General features: G+C 39.8%; 21 protein-coding genes. 4 read left to right on the plus strand and 17 right to left on the minus strand.

Annotated elements, in window-relative coordinates:
* Positions 1-60: 60 nt before the first annotated feature.
* The 3 genes from A923_RS0113400 to clpS all read right to left on the minus strand — a co-directional run bounded on the left by A923_RS0113400 (position 61) and on the right by clpS (position 3,146).
* Complete coding sequence (locus A923_RS0113400; RefSeq protein WP_017222185.1) at positions 61-426, minus strand: hypothetical protein; 366 nt, start codon at positions 424-426, stop codon at positions 61-63.
* An 83-nt stretch (positions 427-509) separates the two neighbouring features.
* Positions 510-2,783: an ATP-dependent Clp protease ATP-binding subunit ClpA gene (gene clpA / locus A923_RS0113405; protein ID WP_017222186.1), complete on the minus strand. Its 2,274-nt coding sequence runs from the start codon at positions 2,781-2,783 to the stop codon at positions 510-512.
* Between the two features lie 48 nt (positions 2,784-2,831).
* On the minus strand, positions 2,832-3,146 hold the full coding sequence (clpS, locus tag A923_RS0113410; protein ID WP_017222187.1) for an ATP-dependent Clp protease adapter ClpS: 315 nt from the start codon (positions 3,144-3,146) through the stop codon (positions 2,832-2,834).
* A 265-nt stretch (positions 3,147-3,411) separates the two neighbouring features.
* Between clpS and cspD the strand changes: the two genes are divergently transcribed.
* Positions 3,412-3,633 carry a cold shock domain-containing protein CspD gene (gene cspD, locus A923_RS0113415; RefSeq protein ID WP_017222188.1) on the plus strand — a complete coding sequence of 74 codons (222 nt, stop codon included), beginning with the start codon at positions 3,412-3,414 and terminating at the stop codon, positions 3,631-3,633.
* A gap of 64 nt (positions 3,634-3,697) precedes the next feature.
* Here cspD and tamB read toward each other — a convergent pair whose 3' ends face one another.
* The 3 genes from tamB to A923_RS0113430 form a co-directional block, all read right to left on the minus strand.
* Positions 3,698-7,495: an autotransporter assembly complex protein TamB gene (tamB, locus tag A923_RS0113420; protein WP_017222189.1), complete on the minus strand. Its 3,798-nt coding sequence runs from the start codon at positions 7,493-7,495 to the stop codon at positions 3,698-3,700.
* Positions 7,495-9,228: an autotransporter assembly complex protein TamA gene (locus A923_RS0113425; protein WP_017222190.1), complete on the minus strand. Its 1,734-nt coding sequence runs from the start codon at positions 9,226-9,228 to the stop codon at positions 7,495-7,497. Before A923_RS0113425 ends, tamB begins: the two co-directional genes overlap by 1 nt.
* A 135-nt stretch (positions 9,229-9,363) precedes the next feature.
* Positions 9,364-10,002: a deoxynucleoside kinase gene (locus A923_RS0113430; RefSeq protein WP_017222191.1), complete on the minus strand. Its 639-nt coding sequence runs from the start codon at positions 10,000-10,002 to the stop codon at positions 9,364-9,366.
* A gap of 207 nt (positions 10,003-10,209) precedes the next feature.
* On the opposite strand from A923_RS0113430, the gene A923_RS0113435 reads away from it, so the two are divergent.
* Positions 10,210-11,529 carry a DEAD/DEAH box helicase gene (locus tag A923_RS0113435; RefSeq protein ID WP_017222192.1) on the plus strand — a complete coding sequence of 440 codons (1,320 nt, stop codon included), beginning with the start codon at positions 10,210-10,212 and terminating at the stop codon, positions 11,527-11,529.
* A 155-nt stretch (positions 11,530-11,684) separates the two neighbouring features.
* On the opposite strand, the gene A923_RS0113440 is transcribed toward A923_RS0113435, so the two are convergent.
* Positions 11,685-12,548: a LysR family transcriptional regulator gene (locus A923_RS0113440; protein ID WP_017222193.1), complete on the minus strand. Its 864-nt coding sequence runs from the start codon at positions 12,546-12,548 to the stop codon at positions 11,685-11,687.
* 169 nt (positions 12,549-12,717) lie between these two features.
* Here A923_RS0113440 and gshB point away from each other — a divergent pair, with 169 nt between their 5' ends.
* Together gshB and A923_RS0113450 are read left to right on the plus strand one after the other, a co-directional pair.
* Positions 12,718-13,746 (plus strand): glutathione synthase, encoded by a 1,029-nt coding sequence (gene gshB / locus A923_RS0113445; protein ID WP_017222194.1) that lies wholly within the window; start codon positions 12,718-12,720, stop codon positions 13,744-13,746.
* Positions 13,730-15,709, plus strand: coding sequence for a flavohemoglobin expression-modulating QEGLA motif protein (locus A923_RS0113450; protein ID WP_017222195.1), 1,980 nt, complete (start codon positions 13,730-13,732; stop codon positions 15,707-15,709). Before gshB ends, A923_RS0113450 begins: the two co-directional genes overlap by 17 nt.
* Positions 15,710-15,827: 118 nt before the next feature.
* Here A923_RS0113450 and moaE read toward each other — a convergent pair whose 3' ends face one another.
* The 10 genes from moaE to A923_RS0113500 form a co-directional block, all read right to left on the minus strand.
* A complete protein-coding gene (gene moaE, locus A923_RS0113455) occupies positions 15,828-16,283 on the minus strand; it encodes a molybdopterin synthase catalytic subunit MoaE (RefSeq protein WP_017222196.1) in 456 nt (151 codons plus the stop codon).
* Between the two features lie 3 nt (positions 16,284-16,286).
* The gene (gene moaD / locus A923_RS0113460; RefSeq protein WP_017222197.1) at positions 16,287-16,532 is read right to left on the minus strand and encodes a molybdopterin synthase sulfur carrier subunit; all 246 of its coding nucleotides are present in this window, start codon (positions 16,530-16,532) and stop codon (positions 16,287-16,289) included.
* A gap of 17 nt (positions 16,533-16,549) precedes the next feature.
* Positions 16,550-17,026: a cyclic pyranopterin monophosphate synthase MoaC gene (gene moaC, locus A923_RS0113465; RefSeq protein ID WP_017222198.1), complete on the minus strand. Its 477-nt coding sequence runs from the start codon at positions 17,024-17,026 to the stop codon at positions 16,550-16,552.
* A 30-nt stretch (positions 17,027-17,056) separates the two neighbouring features.
* Complete coding sequence (gene moaB / locus A923_RS0113470) at positions 17,057-17,563, minus strand: molybdenum cofactor biosynthesis protein B (RefSeq protein ID WP_017222199.1); 507 nt, start codon at positions 17,561-17,563, stop codon at positions 17,057-17,059.
* 88 nt (positions 17,564-17,651) lie between these two features.
* The gene (locus A923_RS0113475; protein ID WP_017222200.1) at positions 17,652-18,167 is read right to left on the minus strand and encodes an RNA methyltransferase; all 516 of its coding nucleotides are present in this window, start codon (positions 18,165-18,167) and stop codon (positions 17,652-17,654) included.
* A gap of 191 nt (positions 18,168-18,358) precedes the next feature.
* Complete coding sequence (locus A923_RS22805) at positions 18,359-18,496, minus strand: TIGR02808 family protein (RefSeq protein ID WP_017222201.1); 138 nt, start codon at positions 18,494-18,496, stop codon at positions 18,359-18,361.
* 21 nt (positions 18,497-18,517) lie between these two features.
* Positions 18,518-19,090 (minus strand): NapC/NirT family cytochrome c, encoded by a 573-nt coding sequence (locus A923_RS0113485; RefSeq protein WP_017222202.1) that lies wholly within the window; start codon positions 19,088-19,090, stop codon positions 18,518-18,520.
* An 18-nt stretch (positions 19,091-19,108) separates the two neighbouring features.
* Positions 19,109-19,576: a nitrate reductase cytochrome c-type subunit gene (locus A923_RS0113490; protein ID WP_017222203.1), complete on the minus strand. Its 468-nt coding sequence runs from the start codon at positions 19,574-19,576 to the stop codon at positions 19,109-19,111.
* A gap of 88 nt (positions 19,577-19,664) precedes the next feature.
* Positions 19,665-22,151 carry a periplasmic nitrate reductase subunit alpha gene (napA, locus tag A923_RS0113495; protein ID WP_017222204.1) on the minus strand — a complete coding sequence of 829 codons (2,487 nt, stop codon included), beginning with the start codon at positions 22,149-22,151 and terminating at the stop codon, positions 19,665-19,667.
* Complete coding sequence (locus A923_RS0113500) at positions 22,148-22,420, minus strand: chaperone NapD (protein WP_017222205.1); 273 nt, start codon at positions 22,418-22,420, stop codon at positions 22,148-22,150. The genes napA and A923_RS0113500 overlap by 4 nt, the downstream gene beginning before the upstream one ends.
* Positions 22,421-22,466: the final 46 nt, after the last annotated feature.

A 22,466-nucleotide genomic window follows, 5' to 3' on the forward strand; every position in this document is an offset into this window, starting at 1 on the left:
AAGCCAATTGGCTTCCATTTTTCGTTCTACGTCACTGTAATTTTAATGCTTAATAATGGATTAATGAACAATTTGCGAGATAGCAACATTAGCTTGCTTATCCATCTCTGCTGAACCCAGAATCATGATCAACTCATCATCAGAGTAAGTAGACAAGTCGTTAGCTTGTTCGATAATATCTTCCATAACCCGATTTAATTCGCCGTCATGTACACGGTGCCATTGATAAAAACTAATCAGTAATACTTGTAATACATAGTCTTCATCTAATAACGCTACGTCAATACCACTTTCAAATGCCACAGCTTCCAATGTTTCGATGTCAAAGGAAATACTACCGTCATCATCAAGTTCAAGTCCTAATGAATCAAAACTAATCCCATCAGGGATACTAATTTCGACTCTAGTTAATGCGGAAATATCCATATTGCATTCCCTTTTTAAGTCAAGCATAGTTACAAAGTAACACTAATTATAAAAAATACAAGCGTATAGAAACATTCAATTAATTAAGTTTCTGTTGCTGTCACTTTAACATCAGTATAGGTAAACGTTAACTCATCATCTTTTAGCTGAATGTCAACGGCGCCACCATTAGACAATTTGCCAAACAAGATTTCATTAGCGAGGTTACGCTTAATTTTATCTTGAATAACACGTGCCATTGGCCTTGCACCCATGGTTTTATCATAACCTTTATTCGCTAACCATTTACGTGCTTCATTAGACACATTCAAGGCAACTTGTTTATCATCTAATTGTGCTTCTAATTCAACCAAGAATTTATCAACAACCATATGGATAACATCCATATTTAGGTGATTAAACCAAATAATATTATCAAGACGATTACGGAATTCGGGTGCAAACAATTTGTTTACTTCCCCTAACGCATCGCTGTTATTGTCTTGCTCTTTAAAACCAATCGATTGACGAACAGTTTCAGCAGCACCCGCATTGGTCGTCATTACGAGAATGATATTACGGAAGTCAGCTTTACGGCCATTGTTATCCGTTAACGTACCGTTATCCATTACTTGCAATAACAAGTTAAATACATCTGGATGCGCTTTTTCGATTTCATCTAATAATACAACAGCGTGAGGCTGTCTTATAACGGCATCTGTTAACAAACCGCCTTGGTCATAACCAACATAACCAGGAGGCGCACCGATCAGACGAGAGACAGTGTGACGCTCCATATACTCAGACATATCAAAACGAATCAGCTCAACACCCATAATTTTGGCTAAACGTTGTGTAACTTCCGTTTTACCAACACCAGTAGGACCAGCAAACAGGAATGAACCAATTGGTTTTTTCTCAGCACCTAGACCAGAACGTGATAAACGGATCGCATCAGTCAGCACTTCAATCGCAGGGTCTTGACCAAACACAACCATTTTCAGATTTCGTTCTAAGTTTTTAAGTACATCACGGTCATTTGATGACACCGATTTTTCAGGAATTCGAGCCATTTTTGCAACAATCGACTCAATTTCACTAATACCGATCGTTTTTTTACGTTTGCCCACGGGTAATAAACGCTGTTTCGCACCCGCTTCATCCATTACATCAATGGCTTTATCAGGTAATTGACGTTCATTAATATACTTTGCAGATAACTCTGTGGCCGCACGTAACGCTTTCGCGGTATAGCGTACATCATGATGTTCTTCGTAACGTGACTTCAACCCTTGCAGGATCTTCACCGTATCATCTATCGATGGCTCTACAACGTCTACTTTTTGGAAGCGTCGTGCTAATGCACTGTCTTTTTCAAAAATTTGGCTGTATTCCGAATACGTCGTTGAACCAATACAGCGCAATGTACCATTACTGAGTAGTGGCTTAATTAAGTTTGCAGCATCAAGCTGGCCACCAGACGCGGCACCCGCACCAATGATAGTATGGATCTCATCGATAAATAAAATAGCATCATCGTGTTTTTGTAATTGCTTGAGTAACGACTTGAAACGTTTTTCAAAATCACCACGGTACTTAGTACCAGCAAGTAGCGCACCAAGATCGAGTGAGAATACCTGGGTATTTTTCATTACATCAGGTACTTCTTCGTTTACAATTCTATAGGCGAGGCCTTCAGCAATCGCGGTTTTACCCACACCAGCTTCACCCACTAATAATGGATTATTCTTACGGCGACGACATAGGATTTGAATAGTTCGGTTAAGTTCTTCATCACGGCCAATAAGCGGGTCAATTCGCCCTTCAACAACCAATTTATTTAGGTTAGATGAAAAGTTTTCAAGTTGTGTTGATTGATCGTCACTATCATTAACTGCTTGTTCGGATACATCATTACTGTCTTCTACACCGGGTTCTTCATCGTTTTTACGAATACCGTGTGAAATAAAATTAATAACGTCTAAGCGGCTCATGCCTGATTTTTTCAAAATATAAGCAGCTTGTGATTCTTGTTCACTAAAGATAGCGACAAGTACATTTGCACCAGTTACTTCATTGTTGCCTGAAGACTGAACATGAAACACTGCACGTTGTAATACTCGCTGAAAACCAAGCGTAGGTTGTGTTTCTCTGTCATCGTCTGACTCAGGTAGGATCGGTGTTGTTTGTTCTAAAAACAGCAATAATTCATCACGAATAGCATCGATATCACCAGAACAGCCTTTAATTGCTTCGCAGGCAGATTTGTTACTTAATAGTGAAACCAGTAGGTGTTCAACCGTCATAAATTCATGACGATTTTCACGTGCAGTTTTAAACGCTTCATTGAGCGTAATTTCAAGATCTTTGCTTAACATAGGCATCTCCCTATAACTACGTGTTGCGTAACATTGTTACCATTACGCTTATGCTTGTTCCATGGTACATAATAAGGACTGTTCGTTGTCTTTCGCATATTGCATCACCTGTGATACTTTTGTCTCGGCTATCTCAGCCGTAAATACACCACAAACCCCTCTGCCCCGATAATGCACAGTTAACATGATTTGGTTAGCCTTATCTACATCCATAGAAAAAAACTTTTGTAGTACATCTACAACGAAATCCATTGGAGTATAGTCATCATTATTCAAAAACACTTTGTAAAATGAAGGTGGTTTGAGTTCTATCTCACTTTCTATACTTGTTTTGAAATCAATCAGTTCATCTAACTTACTCATAATTATATCTTAGTACCTATCACAGATTTGGGCTAATAAGTTTCAACCTTTCGACTAAGTTTACCCCATTTTAGTCATTTTTAGGAATATTAACTTGACTATAATCGCGAATAAACTAAATTTATTAACAAGATGAATAATAAAATTAACATTGTGGCAACTTTCTACGTTAATCGTTATATACATCTATAACCCCTCAGATTAAAAAGGGGGCGAGACAGTTTAGTAATCAAACAATTTGCAATTACAGAAAGGATGCAGAAGTATGGCAACCGGTACGGTTAAATGGTTCAACAATGCAAAAGGATTCGGTTTCATTTGCCCTGAATCTGGTGGTGATGATGTGTTCGCACATTTTTCGATCATACAGATGGATGGATATCGCACATTAAAAGCGGGACAAATGGTAGATTATGAAATAGATGAAGGGCCGAAAGGTTCTCACGCTATTTCCATTTCAACGCATGAGGCAAGCGAAATAGAATAACGTGTCTCTTACCGTGATAAAAAGCAGCCTGGCTGCTTTTTATCAAATTTTAAATGATGCTAAATTAACGGCTAAATTTATAATACACATCAACCGCGCTATCAACACCACTCATCAACTCGATATAAAGTTTAGGTATGATCTCATATCGCACAATCACTTCACTCAGTTCTGAGAATATACCGATACCATACCGGATCTGCACACCAGGTAATACATAACCGCTCATTTCAACACGCGTATCACTGCCCTGCCCTTGAGTATCAATAGCAAAATCTTTAACACCTAATGTATCACCGACAAAGCCGATAACCCCCTCACCTTGACCGAGACTTGAGCTAATAAGCAATGTCTTAATAACATCATCCTGGCTGGTTTCATCTTCAGAACCGACATCGCGACCACGTAGCAAGTATGAAATCATACGAGTCTGTTCCATATCTGGTTCTGAAAAGAGAGTAAATGTCGGTTTTTTAGCAGGACCAATAAGGCGGACCCCGACAATTACGTTATCTTCCGTCAGCTCAGTATTGCGTATCGCTTCAACATTAATGAGTGGATTATCCATCGAGCCAGAGAACACAACTTGACCCGTACGAATAGAAAGGTCTTGTCCAAATGAGCGGTAACGGCCATTTTCAAACTCCAGCATACCGTCAGAAGACAAATTACCCTCTTCATCGAGTACTATGCTTACCGCACCAGTTATATTAGACTTCAGACCAAATGAATCAATTTTAACATCATCTAACAGATTAATATTAACTTTAATATCAAGTGGATAGGATTGATTGCCAACCGATTTATCGGCATCAATAATGATGACATCATTAGATACTTGGATCGCACTCTGTGGTAATTGCTCAACTTTAATTAACGCATACGGTATAACAATATCACCGGTAATTTTAGCACCAACATCATTCCCTGCAATTTTAATTTTTGGGCTGAAATTTAATTTAACCCCTTTATTATCATCAAATTCAAAATTATCACCATGAAGAAGCAGTTCATAGCTGAACGAGTCCCCCCAAGAGAGACTACCAACGGCTTTGGCTAGCCCTTTGCCTGAATTAGCAGTACCGGTAATACTGGCATGCTGACCACTCGACTCAATATTGAATTGAAAACTTTCCAATGTGACCGGTAATTCGTCTCCGGCTAAATAGCCATTGTTAACATTAAATTGGCCAATCACTTCTGGTTTATCTAGCGTTCCATCTATGATACCAGCGCCAGACACAACACCATTAAGTACATCGATTTGATAAATTAACGGTTCAATGAATGCCAGATCAATATCAACAATATTTATATCACCGCTCAGTTCCCGTGTAGCAAAGACATCATCTATATGGATATCAGCAGTAACGCCACCTAACTCCCGAGACTTAATATCGGCTTTGACTGATAATCTGGAATCGTCTAAAGCAATGTTCATTGTCAACGATTCAAAATTAGCCGCATTACTTTCTTCTTCATTATAAATAAGTGCCGAACCATTGATGATACTCATTTCAGAGTCTAATTTAAATGGAGCGCCTTTACGCCAAGTCACTTGACTCTCGATATTCAGTAAGCCTTCAATTTCAAGGTTATTCGCCGTTTCTAATTTCAACTTATTAATATCATAGTCATGTAATTGGAATTCTAATTTATCTGCTTGATCAAGCTTGCCATCAAAACCTAAACAAAGCGTTGCTTGCTTTTCATTCCAACAATGTTGATCAAGAGAAAGGTAATTGTCTTTACTTGCATATGAAAATTGTACATTTGGATCGATGATCCAACTACCATAGTCGGTATTAAGCCGTCCTTTAGTCACTTTGCCCTGCCAAGTATCACCCAACCAAGATCCAGCTATCTTTAATTGTGCGTTGTTTTTATCATCTTCAACATTGAGGCTAATACTATTACGATTGTTCTCTGCTTTATAATCCACGTCGATATTATTAATAACCTGATCGCCAATGTTTAATTCTTCACCCGAGAATGAGATCAGGCCTTCTGGTCGCTCTGTTAAGCTAATGCGTCCATTTAATTCTGCACGTTTTAATTCATTGTCTTCTAAAGAGACATTATCCGTAAAAAAGTCGAAGTTTAACCAAGGCTTAGATTTATGACCGATAACAGTAAAATAACCAAAAGCACTGCCTTCACTTCCGACGAGATAAGGTGCGAATGATTTTACATCAACTTCACCACCTAGCTTGAATTGCTCGTTAATGATGCCGTCCAATTGAATCGAATCGTCACCACGTAAGAGAGAGAAATTATTCAAATGCCAATACAAATCTTGGTTTAACGTAAGCTGTCCCTTCAGAGTGAGTGGATAACCTTCAACATCTGCGGCAACATTAATATCATGCACATCGACAAGCCAATTATTATTAGATTCTGACTCGAGCTTAAAATCAACGCGTGCATCACCACTTGGTTTTAGCTTTACTGCAGGCCAGTATTTGTCTAATTGCACGCCACTCGTCGATAGTTTACTGGTAACCGTAATCCCATCAACCCAATCCACCTTAGCTGAAGCGGCCACTTTACCGCCTAAAGTCTTCGCATTGATAGTTGAGAGTGAGAGACCGTCAAAATTACCTTTTCCTTTCGCATCAAGATCGAATAACGGGGCATTATCAATATCAAGTAGGCCAGTAATAGCAATATCATAGTCGTCTAAATCACCTTGTAACGATAACGAACCGTCAGTCGTTTTTATCGTGGCAGGAGACCGTAATGGCCAACCTAACTGTTGCCAATCTGCATCAACAGAAAACGGTAACGCAGGTTTTAACGGCGATAACGACGCATTAATATTGCTATTGATAGGACCTGAGGTTTTAACAGTGAGATTAATTTTATCAAGGCTACCACCGGCTTGCACATCCACGACTAACTTGCGAAGTAACTCGGGTTGTTTGAATATCGTGTTAATATTTACAAACAAAGGGTAGCCTTGTTGTAGAACAATTTGTCCTGTTAAACTGGTATCAGCCTGTGGCATATCAACATTTAGTTTTTCAATGCCAACCTCGCCAGCATCAATAAAACCGATTAACTCGATGGAATTAAAATCCAATAATAAGTCATTAACTTGAAGCTTTGATTGTATTAATTTTGCATCGTGTACATCGACACGTAATGGGATAGATACCTGATAAAGTGAAAATTCATTTAATAGTTCAGAGACGATATCTAACTGTTTATTACTTTCAACGATAGCTTTTCCCGGCTTAATTTCAACAGTAGTATCAACAGTATTATCGTCTGTTATTCCCGTCATGACTTGAACAAACACATTGGTGGTACGAAGTGTTGTAACGGTGATATCACGTCCAGATAAATTGACCGCACCTTCGAGTCGATCGGCAGTGATGCTAGTATTGGCAATTACCACATTGAGATTATGAATATCGATGCCCTTCGCCCGGATAAATAATGGGATATTAAGTTGCCAATCGTTATTACTAATTTGATCATCTAGCGCTGCGATACGGGTTAAAGCATCACCTAAATCTATGCCTAAAAGTACCTGTGGTTGTTTTTTAAGTGCCATCGAATAACTAACTGCCGCAGCGTTAATTGAATTAATGCAAACCTCGCCACTGAATAAACAAGATAGGTCGATATCGTAATCTAAATCTGTAATCGCCAGTTGCAGTAAATCACCTTGCCAATTAATTTCTTTCCAGCGCGCCTGGCTTAACACCGTGCCCTGCTCTAAAACCAGATGAAGTGGCAAGTCGGTTTTATTCAATTTATTAATAATGTATTGGTTACCAGCATGACTACTCAGTAACGCTATAAAGCCACCAAGAATAACGATTAGTAAGGCAATTATGATTTGAAAAAAACGCATTACAATTCCGGTCCGATGTACAGGTGAAAAGTATACTTAGTATCTGTATCTGAATTAACAGGCACAGCAAAATCAAGTTTAACAGGTCCAATGGGCGTCAACCAGCGTATGCCGGTACCGATACCGACACTAATAGGTTCGGAGAAATCATTGGTTGAAGTACCGGCATCGGCAAAAAGTCCAATACGCCACTTTTCAGCAAATTGATAACCGTATTCTAGCGAGCCAACCGTTAAGTAGCGACCACCGATATAGGCATTGGCATCATCCACTGGCGTCACCGTTTCATAATCATAGCCACGAATACTCTGACTACCACCAGCAAAGAAACGCATTGAAGCCGGTACACTTTCAATTTCGTCTACATATATAGCACCAAGATCGACACGGCTAGTGAAGAAATGCGTTCTATTAATAGAACGTAAATATTTAGTTCTGCTCTGTATTTTGAGCATGTCAGTATCTGCGCCCCAGTATTTACTCGCCGTTTCAAAACTAAACAATTGTTGATTCCCCCAATAAGGGTCGACACCACCACGTTGTTTGGTTCGCGCAAAGCTTACCCCCGGTAACACCATCACAGTACTATCCGATTGACTGGCTTGGGTATAATCCTCTTGTTCAAATTTGATAAACCAAGTACGTAACCATTTTGACTCTAGCTCAAACTGACGCTGTAATTGAAACGTAAATAATTTACTGTAGGTATCTTTATTATCTTTACGTTGAAAACCTAACTGAATTTTCGCGAGATTGGTAATTGGATCTTCAATGGGTATGTCATAGTTTAATGTAAATTCTTGCTGTATTGTCGAATATTCAATATCCGCAGAAATACTATCTCCACGACTATTTATCCAAGGCTTCTTCCAACCTAACGACCCCCTAAAACCAACATCACTCAAAAAACCAACACCGACTTCATAGGTATTACTCGGGTGGTTAACCACCGTAATAATTATCGGCACCTTACCGTCTTTCCTGGCATTTAGATCAGGCGCGACAGACGCAGACTGGAAATAACGACTGTTAAATAATGCTAAACTGTATTCAGCAACCAAATTTGATTCGAATTCTTGCCCAACGTTAAAAGTCGCTAACTCAGAGATAATTGACGCCGATTTAGTTTGATTAGATAAAACTGATTCACCAAATGTATAACGCGTTTTACTATCAAAGATAAGATCTATGTCTGCTAGGTGTTTTTTAATACTGACTCGGATTTCACTTTTTTGCCACTTACCATCAAAATAACCACGTGCGAGAGCAAGCTTAGTGATATCCGCTTTCAATTTTTCGTAATCTTTATGCGATAAATTGGTACCAGAGATAAGCGGCTTAGTGTTAAGTAACTTCACAAATAGGGGGTCATCGCCCGCTTCACCGTTAACCTGAATATTAACGTGAGCAAGTTTCACTCTTGGACCGAGCTTAATATTGATAAATGCAAGTAATTCATCATCATCCAAGGTCAGGTTAATCGTTATTTCTGGCGTATAAAAACCAAAGACTTGAATAGATTCGGTAATATTTTTTCGAACCTTTGATTCAAAGAAAGTGTAATTATTACCTTTAGGAACTGCAATTGTGGATAGGTATGAATCGATATTATCTTCGATATCACCAGAGACACCTTTAATGTCGAAATCAACACTTGAGACTGCAAACGCAGAAGGAGAGAAAGTTGAAGAACATAAAACAAGAAAAAATGCGAGTAACGCTGATAATTTCACTAACTGAGACCTTAACTTAGCACAGTTCAAATATAGAATCGTACTTTCCATGCGAAGGAAAATGATGAGTTACAGATTAGTCTAATTACCATAAAATAACAATGGTGTAGTATTTACTACACCATTGAATTAAAACTAAAGACCTTCGCTAATGATGCGTTTAGCTAATGTTGCTGGACAACCAAAATCAGTCCAGTCTTCAGTCAATAATACGGTGTCGTACTTACGGCAAATATGCGGTAAGAATGTATCATGACAATCAGAAATTAACTGCAGGTAATCACGTGGCGTACCTTGTTCCGCATCACGAGCACGTGAAAGCATACGCGTGTATGCAGTTTCAGCTTCACAACGTAGATAGACCACAGCAGATACGCGTGGGTAATCTTTCAATTTTGTTTGAATATCATAATAATAATCAAGATCTTTGCCATCCGGGCGGCAAGCTTCTGCTAGATTTGCTTGGCAAAACACAAGATCAGAAAATAATGAACGCTCAATAATGTAATTGAACGTAGGATCTAAGTCTTTACAGATATCCGATCTTTTATTGGTAATGTAGCGTTGAAATTCAATGCGGCGTGTAGCGTCAACCGTAAACGCTTGTAATAAGCGTTGAAATTCAGGGTCTGAATCAACATCTTCTAAAATTAACTGCCAGTTAGCATTGTCATTTTCTGTTAATTCTTTAGCCAGTAAAGGCAATAATGTTGACTTACCAACACCGATGTTACCTTCAATTGCGACTAGTTTAAACGTTTGCTCATTACTCATTATAAAACCTATGATGCTAATATAAGCGCAGGATTATAGCATATTGATTGTGTGTTCCAACCTCAAACTTGTTTAACATCTAAACAATTTATGAGATTTAACGGTAAAATTTTATCTGTTAACGTAAATCATACATTCACCTAAGTTATTTATTCCTGTATAATATGCCGCCTAATGAGGCATATTGCCTAACTGCTAGGATATTCAATGAAATTTTCATCATATAGTTTTACTCCCGAAATTTTACGCGCGCTAGATGCTTGTAATTATGACCAAATGACGCCTGTACAACAGCAAGCTATTCCAGCAGCTGGTCGCGGTAAAGATATTCTAGCAAATGCACAAACAGGTACTGGTAAAACAGCCGCGTTTGCTTTACCTATCTTGCAACAAATCGCAGATACGCCAAAAGACATCCACTCTGGTAACGTACGTGCGCTAATCTTAGTGCCAACCCGTGAACTTGCAGCGCAAGTAACAGAGAACATCCAAGCGTATAGCCAATTCATGTCACTTAGCGTAATGAGTGTATATGGCGGCGCTAAAATGGAAACGCAAACTAAACAACTTAAACAAGGTGTTGATGTTTTAGTTGCAACGCCAGGTCGTTTATTAGAACACCTACAACTTTGCAATACTAACCTTGCTAACGTTGAACACTTGGTACTTGATGAAGCCGATCGTATGCTCGATATGGGTTTCATTACTGACATCCGTAAGATCTTAGAATCAATGTCTAACAAGTTCCAAACAATGCTATTCTCGGCAACGCTTTCTCAACAAATGAAGCATTTAGCAAATGAATTACTGTCTAACCCAGTAATCGTTTCTGCTTCAAAAGAGAATTCAACTGCATCAACAATCAAGCACATCATTCATCCTGTTGAGCAACGTCGTAAGCAAGAGTTACTGTCTGAGTTAATCGGTACTAAAAATTGGAAACAAGTTTTAGTTTTTGTTAACACTAAAGAAGCGGCAGACAACATCGTTAAAGAATTAAAACTTGACGGTATTAAAGCTGATGTTTGTCACGGTGATAAAGGCCAAGGCGCACGTCGTCGTGCTCTAGCTGAATTTAAAGAAGGTAAAATCCGCGCACTTGTAGCGACAGATGTTGCTGCGCGTGGTCTTGATGTTCAAGGTCTTAAATTTGTAGTTAACTTTGACCTACCATTCCTAGCGGAAGATTACGTTCACCGTATCGGCCGTACTGGTCGTGCTGGCGAAACTGGTAATGCAGTATCATTTGTATGTCGTGAAGAAGAACATGGCCTAGCGGATATCGAAACGCTGATTGGTTATAAAATTGATCGTGAAATGGTTAAGGGTTATGAAGTAAGTAACCGTGAACGCCTTATTGCAGACATTAGTGGCCGTGCTTCGCATGAGCGTCGTCAACCTCGTCGTAATAAAGCCGTTGGTGAAGAAAAAGTTGAGCACAAACCAAAAACAACTGCACCAACGAAAAAAGCCGGTAAAGGTAAGCACCGTAAGACCAGTGCTAAACTTCACCGTAAAGGTAACTAAATCAGCGTCATTAATCTAATGATTTTTTAACTGATTAAAATATCTTTAAAGCCCCATTAAATTTCCCTAACGATTTATTTAATGGGGCTTTTTTATTTGTTTCAGTTCTAGTACTCGTTTCAGTACTATTTCACTCGCGGTTTATATCCGTAATATTAATCAATACTTTCGATAATTTTATTAAACGGCACCGCAAGTAAACTATCAATCATGCTTTGTTTTTCATGATCAGCGCGGCACACAAGATATAACGCTTGATCCATCACTGGCGCATCCTGTACGAGATGCAATAAACCCGCTTCCACACTCTGTGCAATCACCGGAGAGGGCAAATAGCCTACCCCACCGTTACCGATAATATGATCCAAGGCAACTCGGCATGAGTCGGTATGGATAACAGCCGTCCGTTGTAGCGCTGCTATTTTATTATGTTGAATAGAAAATCGCGTACTCCAATCCAAATAGACCAAAGGTAATTCGCTAATATTATTCATATCACAGTACGGTTTATGGGTGACGAGTTGCAGTTGATAATCACGCACTTTAACAATATTAAAATCGTCGTTAACCGGTGGCTCGCTGGTAATTGACAGATCAATACTCTTATCAAGCAATCGCTTAGACATATGCTGGCGCGGAACAGATTCCAATCGTAAAGCAAGGCCAGGATCCGCGCTGGAAATACGGTTAATCCAATCGGAAATACCGTCGAACTCCCAGAATATTGCTGAGGCGCCCAATGTTATTTGGACTGATAACTCGTCAGATAAGGCAATATCATGCTTCGCTCGTCCCCACATTTGTAAAATGGATTCGGCATACGGCAATAAACGGTCACCTGCGCTTGTTAGCTGTAAATTACCACGCTGTCGTGAAAACAACGGGTTACCTAACTGCGACTCTAAATGACGGATCCTAAAACTTACCGCAGATTGCGTTAAAAATAAATTATCTGCCGCACGACCAAAATGTCTTGTTCTAGTGACTTCCAAAAATGTTTTAAGTAGTTCTGTATCCACGGGTTTACTCTTCATTCAATAAAAATAAATAACCATATAATACAATATAGATTGAATTTTCAATAACAAAATATTCTTATCGTCAGCAGCAAAATTGTTCGTTTTACACAAATCTATTCTGGCCCTACCATCGCCGAAAAATAACCCCTATACACCTTGGTAGAATGCTATGAAAATTTGTTTTGTTATGTACCCGTGGGAAAGTGTTGAACCAGAAAATGATTCTACACTTCGCATGATCCATGAAGTGGCGAGTCGCGGTCACACTGTTGCTATTACGACACCAAATAATTTAACAATGCGTGACAGCATGTCGATCGCTTTTTGCAAAGTGCTTAAAAAAGGGGCTGTATCAGCAAATATTCCTGGTTTTTATCGCAAGGCAGAATTTAGAGAAGCACAGTTACCTTTAGCCGGTTTTGACGCCATTATTATGCGTTCTAATCCGCCGCTCGATACCATGGCGTTGAATTTTTTAGACTCGGTGCGTGATGATACATTTATCATGAATGACATTGATGGTTTACGTGTCGCGAACAATAAATTGTATACGGCGTCAATGTCTGATTTGAATAAAGAATTCATTCCAGTAACGCATGTATCAAAGCAACGTGATTACCTCGAATCAGTGCTAGCCGAAAACACCAAAGACTGCATGATCCTTAAGCCATTAAACGGTTATGGTGGTTCAGGTGTCATCTTATTAGATAAGAAAGCTAAATCGAGTGTTAAATCCTTGCTTGATTTTTATATTGGTGACAATCAAAACTACGTCATCCTGCAAGACTATATTGAAGGTGCTGAAGAAGGTGACGTTCGTATTATGATGTTAAACGGACAACCGATTGGTGCAATGAAACGTATACCAGCAGACGGGGATGTGCGTTCAAATATTCACGCTGGCGGTAAAGAAGTAAAGCATGTACTGACAAAACAAGAATTACGTTTGTGTAAACACATTGGTCCTAAGTTAGTCAGAGATGGTTTATATCTTGTTGGCCTCGATGTCATTAACGGTAAGTTAGTCGAAGTGAATGTGTTAAGCCCAGGTGGTATCACCCGTATTAACCGTTTGAATCGCACTAAATTACAAGTTGAGATCATTGATTTTGTAGAAAGCGTTGTGCACGCAAAAAATATCAGTATTTCACGTAAAAATGAATTTCGCCAAGTGATCGCAGATGCAGCGGCTTACTGAAAAGGCGATACTCAATAATATTCGTAAACAAATCCCTTTCTCTGCGCAGTTAGAGGACGGAAGTTTAACACTACGGATCAGTGAGTATCAGCCACATATAGCAACTGCGATTCATCACGGGCATCAATTACGAGCATCATTGAGCCAACATATAGCGTTGACGGAACAAGAACGTTATTTTGAAGAAGATCCCTTTACCGGCGACTTCATCTCTTCACAACCGATCGTCTTGCAAGTTGAAGACTCGCGTTATGAATATGATTTAAACAGGCCGTTAACGGATTGTGTATACCAAACAGCCTGGGGTAAAGATGTCTGGTCAGCGGCTTTACCTGCAAGCGAGATAGCGTTAAGCAAAGCAAAACACAGCCGCTATTATCGTATTTTAAAGTGTCTGATTAGCACCTTAGAGGCAAAGTTTGGTTTATGTTTGCTTTATGATATTCACGCTTATAATTATCAGCGTATCGACGCTAATACGCCGACATTTAATATTGGTACACAGCAATTAAATAGCCGTCACTGGCGTAAAGTACTCGATAACCTACAACGTAAATTAAAGCACATTGAGCTACCTAACATTACGGTATCAGTGGCTGAAAATGACGTATTTAAAGGTCTCGGTTACCAAGCTAGTTTTGTTACTGAGCATTTTCGTAATACCTTAATCATGCCGATTGAAGTTAAAAAGGTTTACATGAATGAAGTGGGTGGAGAATCTTTTCCACTGGTCATCGAAAAGCTAAAAGAAGGCATGAAAACAGCAATAAACGAACATGCTGCAGCAACAATCACCCATTACAGCAAAGGTAAACGAAAACCGTTACGGCATGTATTATCTTCTAGCTTACCGACAGAAGTCGTGAAACTAGATAAAGAGTTATACGCCCTAGCCCGCGGTATCAATACGCTCAATTATATTACGCCTAAAAATTTGAAACAGGAAAAGAAACGATTCTTACATAATCCATTTTCCTATTTGCCTAATTTTACTTATCGACAGTTAGATATAGACCCTTATAAGTTTAAGGAAAATTTATATCGATTACCGGTCGAAACGATTTTAGATGCTGACATTCAAAAATTGTACCGCACTGTCATTGAACAATTGGCAATGCGCATTGATTTGTTAGCCAGTATTGGCACCGAGCAATTCTTATATAACTCACTGCGCTATTACGGTGAGCCAAATAAAGAAGACATCAGTAACGCCAAGTTCATTTTGCACGCGTGTGAATACTTGCCTGTTATTGATACCAGTATGGATGCTGCAGACGCTGTGGTGGCATTTCAACAAGCGGCGGTTGAATACGGGGTTAAATGTAAGGTTGTCGAAGCTAAAAATATGATTGCCAGAGCGATGGTAAGTGGTCGTACGATCAAGGTGAATAACGAGTGTCGATTTAACCAAACCGATCTTAACGCGCTTATTCACCATGAACTCGGCGTACATTTATTAACAACCGCCAACGCGGAAGTACAGCCATTACACATTTTTAAATTAGGTTTACCCGGTAATACCCATGCACAAGAAGGCTTAGCCATTTTATGTGAGTATTTGTCAGGGAATTTACCATTACACCGTTTAAAGACGCTGGCATTACGTGTTATTGCCGTGTCAAAAATGGTGGCTGGTGAGTCGTTTAATCAATGTTATCTGGATTTAATCAATGACTATACCGTCGCCAGTGACGATGCCTTTACCATCACGTTAAGAGCCTATCGCGGCGGTGGTTTTACCAAAGATTATTTGTATTTACGTGGACTTAAAGAAGCCCTGCAGATATATAAGCAAGGTGATATATCAAGCTTATTTATCGGTAAAACCGGCTTTGAGTCAAAAGGATTATTGGATGAATTAATTGCGAGAGGCATATTGAAAGCGCCGCACTACATACCCAAAGCGCTGGATATGGAGAGCAAAGAAGATGCCATTATGACATTCATTCTCGATTCTATTTAGTTAGCATTGTCCTTGTCAACAATGACTTAACGAGTGTACTAATCACGATAAATATCCCGCCAATATATAGCATTATCAACTATATATTGGCGGCGATGTTCATTCATCTAGCAAAATATTATTTCCAGCGATCTGCCGCTGTCGTATCGGTCTCACGGGCATCAACCCAATGTGAACCGTCTTCAGTTGCTTCTTTTTTCCAGAATGGCGCTTGAGTTTTCAAGTAATCCATAATGAATTCGCAGGCTTGGAACGCATCACCACGGTGCATACTTGCAACACCAACAAAAACAATCTGATCACCCAAGGCTAATTCACCAATACGATGAATTACTTTAACACCTTGGATTGACCAACGTGTTTCAGCTTCCACTAATATTTTCGCCAGCGATTTTTCTGTCATACCCGGATAATGTTCAAGTGTTAAACCCGACACATTATCACCTTGGTTAAAATCGCGTACTTTACCGATAAAAGTAACAATCGCACCAGTGCTATGACTTTGGCCTAAAGCAGCGTATTCCGTTGCCAGATCAAAATCTTCTGTTTGAATTTGAATTGAATCAGCAGACATAACTTACCCCCCAGTTACAGGTGGGAAAAATGCAACTTCCACACCATCAGCAACGGGTGAATCAAGGCTACAAATATCTTGATCAACAGCCACTAACAACTTGTCTGAATCCAGTGCTAAAGCCCACTTTCCGCCTTTAGCGGCTAACTCAGCACGTAAAGCATTAACTGATTCAAACGGACCTGTCACTTCCATTTCTGCGCAGTCAACCAATTCTCTAATTTGTGCAAAAAATAATACTTTAATCATGATATACCCTGCGCAATCTAAACTTTGAAATGACCTGATTTACCGCCTGTTTTCTCAAGCAACTTCACGCCATCAATAATGATATCTTTTTGTACAGCTTTACACATATCATAAATTGTTAATGCAGCGACTGATGCCGCTGTTAACGCTTCCATTTCGACGCCTGTCTTACCCGAAAGCTTACAACAAGTTTCGATTCGAACAAGGTTGTTCTGTGGCTCTGGCGTTAATTCTACCGTCACTTTAGTCAACATAAGTGGATGACAAAGTGGGATAATATCAGAGGTTTTCTTCGCGGCTTGAATACCAGCTATACGCGCCGTTGCGAATACATCGCCTTTATGGTGATCACCCGACATAATAAGCGCCAGTGTTTCTGCAGACATACGAACAATCGCTTCCGCTCTTGCTTCACGTTGGGTGATGGTTTTTTCTGTTACATCAACCATATTTGCTTCACCAGAAGCGTTCACATGCGTAAATTGTTGAGACATTTATAATTCCTATAACTTAAATACAATAGCTTAAATATGTGGCATGAAATTACATGGACGATGAGAATTATTCAATTGCTCACGTAAGATCTTATTCCAACCGGTTTTGCATGCACCGGTTGATCCTGGCATACAGAAGATAACTGTTTTGTTAGCAAAGCCGCCAACAGCACGGCTTTGAATTGTTGATGTACCGATTTCATCGTATGACACAGCGCGGAATAATTCACCAAAACCTTCAATCGCTTTATCAAATAATGGCAGTACCGCTTCAGGTGTCATATCACGCGCAGTAAAACCCGTACCGCCAGTGATGAGTACGCCTTGGATATCTTCGTCCGCAATCCACTGAGATACGATGGCACGGATCTTATACTTATCATCAATAACGATCTTTTTATCCATTAAAATATGACCGTCAGCAACAAGAGCTTCTGCAAGAAAGCGCCCTGAAGTATCTGTTTCTTCATTACGGGTATCGGATACGGTCAATACTGCCAGTTTCGCAGCTTTAAACCCTGATTCAGCATGGCTCATTATTTTTCCTTTTAAATTCGGTCATGTAAGCGCAGTAATTATAAGAGATTACGCTTGTCGGTCGTTGATCTTGATCAGCTTGTGACTTTTACTTTATGCTTATAACTTTTACTTTATTGTTGTTGTCACGACTTTCACGGATTAATGCATCATTGGCGATGGTATCCACAGACTTGGCAAGGCGATCATAGAGTAATACATTGACTGTCGCTGCAAGATTCATACAACCGACCGTCGGCACGTAAACAACAGCCATTGCGCGATCTATTACTTTTTGATCTATGGTGCCGTCTTCAGGGCCAAAGATATAGATGACATTATCTGGATGTTCAAACGCAGGTAGCGGTATAGCGCCCTCTGCGAGCTCGACACATACAATATTGGTTGATTCAGGAATACTATCTAACCAGTTATCAACCCCAGTTAATGGCGTTGAAGCGGCTACATTTTTGGTATCTGTTTGGAAAGCTGCAGCGCGAGCATATCTTTTACCCGTGTAATAAACCGCATCAGCTTGGTAACAGCCAGCTGCACGCATTACCGCACCGACATTAGTAGGACTTTTAGGATTGGTTAAACCAATTGATACATTTTTATTTTTCATTCAATGCTTTATTTCGTTAACGCTGTTTTATAAATAGTTATTCGTTAAAACAGGCGGGATATTAAGAGGCTTTATAATACAGGGATATTGAGGCTAGCTCAAGGTCGTAAAATAGAGAAAAAAAGGCCGCATTACACGAACGCGGCCTTCCTATTATTTATTCACGTATTAAGTCACGTATTAAGTGTTTATTACGCTTTATCTTTATCAGCAGTAAATGATAACGCAAATACTGAAACGCCAGCAACTGCTACAAATCCTGCGATTAGAATAGTGGGTATTGCTGCATATCCTAAAATATGCCAAATAACGTATTCAACCGTACTCATAATCGTGTTTCCTTTTTCAATCTACCAACCAGGTACGTCAGACATATCTGGTAGTTGATGGGCAATACCTTTGTGGCAATCAACACATGTTTTCTCACCACTTGCTAGTGCTGTAGAATGTTGTTTACGACTACGTGGGCCTTGCTCTGAGAAGTCCATGTATTCAAAGTTATGACAGTTACGACATTCCTGTGAATCATTTTCTTTCATGCGTTGCCATTCACGCACGGCTAAATGCTTACGACGAGCTTCGAATTTTTCTTGAGTCGAAATTTTACCCATCAAGAATGCCACAATTTCATTACTCGCTTGCACTTTACGTACAATTTTATCTGTCCAGTTATGCGGTACATGACAATCAGAACAGATTGCACGCACACCAGAACGATTCGAATAGTGAATTGTTTCTTTTAGTTCTTTAACAATCGGCGCGTGACAAGCAGAACAAAACTCTTCTGTATTTGTCGCTTCCATCCCCATGTTAAAGGCACCCCAGAAAATAATACCGCCAAGGAAACCCATTGCAAGTACAGTACCTACAGCGGCTTTACTTGGTGCCGTTAATTTTCGCCAAAAATTTAAAATAAATTTCATTTTATCGCCTCTTTTTCGTTAGCGTAATGAATCTACACGTTTAAAGTCATTGTCGATTAACGGGGATGCATCTGCTTGCGTTACATGGCACTGTAGGCAGAAATAACGACGTGGTGACACATCAGATAATACTTCGCCTTCACGTGACTGATAATGCGTCACACTAATTTTAGTCGCACCCATTTCACCAGCATATTTCCAGCTGTGACACGACAAACATTTGTTCGCATTTAAAGACACTTCGTAATGACGCGTTTGATGTGGAATCAACGGCGGTTGGTATACATAGTCACGATCGATTGGACTACGATCCTTAATGACACGTTTCAACTCATCCGCTTTACGCGTTATGTCTAGTTCCGTAATACCGCGCAGTGATGCTACGCCACCATTGTTTACATTTTCGATTACAGCCGTCTCGTTACTTTGCGCTGACACAGAGAATAAAGTCCCTGCAGTTAGCAGCACAGCCAATAATTTTCTCATATTATGTTCTCCACCTATCGGCAAATAAATCCGTTATTTGCCAGCGCACTTGGCTGGCAAAAATCAATTAAAAAGCAATTCGTTAAGATTACGCTTTGGTAATTTTAATCGCACACTTTTTATAATCCGTTTGTTTTGATAACGGATCGGTAGCATCTAGACATACCTTGTTGATTAATACGCGCGCATCAAACCAAGGTACAAATACTAAGCCTACCGGTGGACGGTTACGGCCACGTGTTTCCACACGACAACGTACTTCACCACGAAGAGATTCAATAATAACTTCATCACCACGACGCACATTCCGTTTCTTCGCATCATCAGGGTGGATATAACAAAGTGCATCTGGCATTGCACGGTACAACTCAGGTACACGCGCTGTCATCGAACCTGAATGCCAATGCTCTAGTACACGCCCAGTACATAACCACATGTCGTACTCTTCGTTTGGTACTTCTGGTGGCGCTTCATACGGTGCAAAGATAATATTTGCTTTACCGTCTGGCTTACCATAGAACTCGAAGCCTTTACCTTTACCAACATACGGATCACTACCTTCAGCAAAACGCCATTTAGTTTCAACGCCGTTCACTACAGGCCAACGTAAGCCACGTACTTTATGGTACATATCATAAGGGGCTAGATCATGTCCGTGACCACGGCCAAATGTAGCGTACTCTTCGAATAAGCCTTTTTGTACGTAGTAACCTTGATCATGAGCATCATCATTTAGCTCTTGTGCTTCGCTAATTGGGAATGCATCAACATTACCGTTTTTGTACAATACATCGTACATAGTTTTGCCACGATGCTCAGGCATCTTAGCTAGTAGGTCTTCGCCCCACACTTCTTCAATCTTGAAGCGTTTAGCAAATTCCATTAACTGCCAAAGATCTGATTTTGCACCTTCGATAGGTTTAACTTGTTGATACCATGCTTGTGTACGACGCTCAGCGTTACCGTATGCACCCTCTTTTTCTACCCACATTGCTGTTGGTAAAATAAGATCAGATGCTTGTGCAGTGACTGTTGGGTACGGGTCAGAACAAACGATGAAGTTAGCTGGATTACGGTAACCCGGTAAACCTTCTTCCATCATGTTTGGCGCTGCTTGCATGTTGTTATTACACATAGTCCAGTACGCGTTCAATGTACCGTCTTTTAATGCGCGATTTTGTGCAACAGCATGTAGACCAGGTTTAGGTGGAATAGTACCTTCTGGTAGTTTCCATATTTTTTCAGCAATCGCGCGATGTTTTGGATTCGCAACAACCATATCGGCAGGTAGACGGTGTGAGAATGTTCCCACTTCACGTGCAGTACCACAAGCTGAAGGTTGACCCGTAAGCGAGAATGGACCATTACCTGGTTGTGAGATTTTGCCCACAAGTAAATGAATGTTATATACTAGGCTGTTCATCCACACACCACGTGTGTGTTGATTCATACCCATAGTCCATAACGACATTACTTTGATATTTGGATCGGCATATTGTTTAGCAAGAATAATCAGTTTTTCTACTGATACACCTGAGATTTCAGATGCTTTCTCAACAGTATATTCAGCAACAGACGCTTTATACTCTTCAAATGTCATTGCTGTCATTTTGCCCGAGTTAGGGTTTTTAGCTTTAGCTTGCATTGGATGTTCGTCACGTAAACCGTAACCGATATCCGTTGCTGTACGTTTAAAGTGTGTATGCTTATTAACGAAATCCCAGTTTACAGCATCGTTTTGGATGATGTAGTTAGCAATAAAGTTAGCCATTGCTAGATCTGATTGCGGATTGAAAATAACACCGGTATCAGCAAGTTCAAAAGAACGATGCTTATACGTTGATAATACATTAACTCTAACGTGTGGATTACTTAAACGTCGGTCTGTGATACGCGTCCATAGGATCGGATGCATTTCAGCCATGTTTGAACCCCAAAGAACGAACGCATCTGATTCTTCAAAGTCATCATAACAACCCATTGGCTCATCAATACCAAACGTACGCATGAAGCCACCAACAGCAGAAGCCATACAGTGACGCGCATTCGGATCGATATTGTTTGAACGGAAACCGGCTTTCATCAATTTAACAGCGGCATAACCTTCCATCACTGTCCATTGACCAGAACCAAACATACCAACTGATGTAGGACCGTTTGCTTTAAGTGATGTTTTCCACTTTTCAGCCATGATATCGAAAGCTTGATCCCATGAAATTGGTGCAAACTCACCGTCTTTAGCAAACTTACCGTCTTTCATACGCAGTAAAGGTGTCGTTAAACGATCTTTACCGTACATGATTTTAGACAGGAAATAACCCTTAACACAGTTAAGACCTTTATTTACTGGTGCTTCTGGGTCACCTTGAGTAGCAACAACTTTGCCACCTTGTGTACCAACAAGTACAGAACAACCTGTACCACAGAAACGACATGGGGCTTTATCCCATTTAATTTTTGTTTCATCGCTCACTGCAATAAGATTAGTTGCACTTGCAGGAAGCGTAACGCCAGCAATAGCCGCTGCAGATATTGCAGCATTTGCTTTAACAAACGCACGTCTGGTTAATTTCATAGATCATCCTCACATGATGGATCGATAGTTTCAATTTGATGAAAAACAAGAGAAGTACTTAAGACATGTTCCAGATTATTGATTTTATCAATAATATCGGTAACAAATTTTTGATTACTCGTTTCTAATACGACAATAATTTTACCCTCTTCACTATCACCGTAAATTTCAGCATCAGGGAAAGCTGAGATTTTATTCTTCACTTCAACCAAATGTTCTGGTTTCACGTGAATAATTAAACTTGAGATATGTACTTCTTGTTCTGCCATTTTATGACCTTATAATTATTATAATTTTTATAAAACGTATTCTTAA

Origin of the sequence: Moritella dasanensis ArB 0140 (assembly GCF_000276805.1) — a bacterium.
Classification (GTDB): domain Bacteria; phylum Pseudomonadota; class Gammaproteobacteria; order Enterobacterales; family Moritellaceae; genus Moritella; species Moritella dasanensis.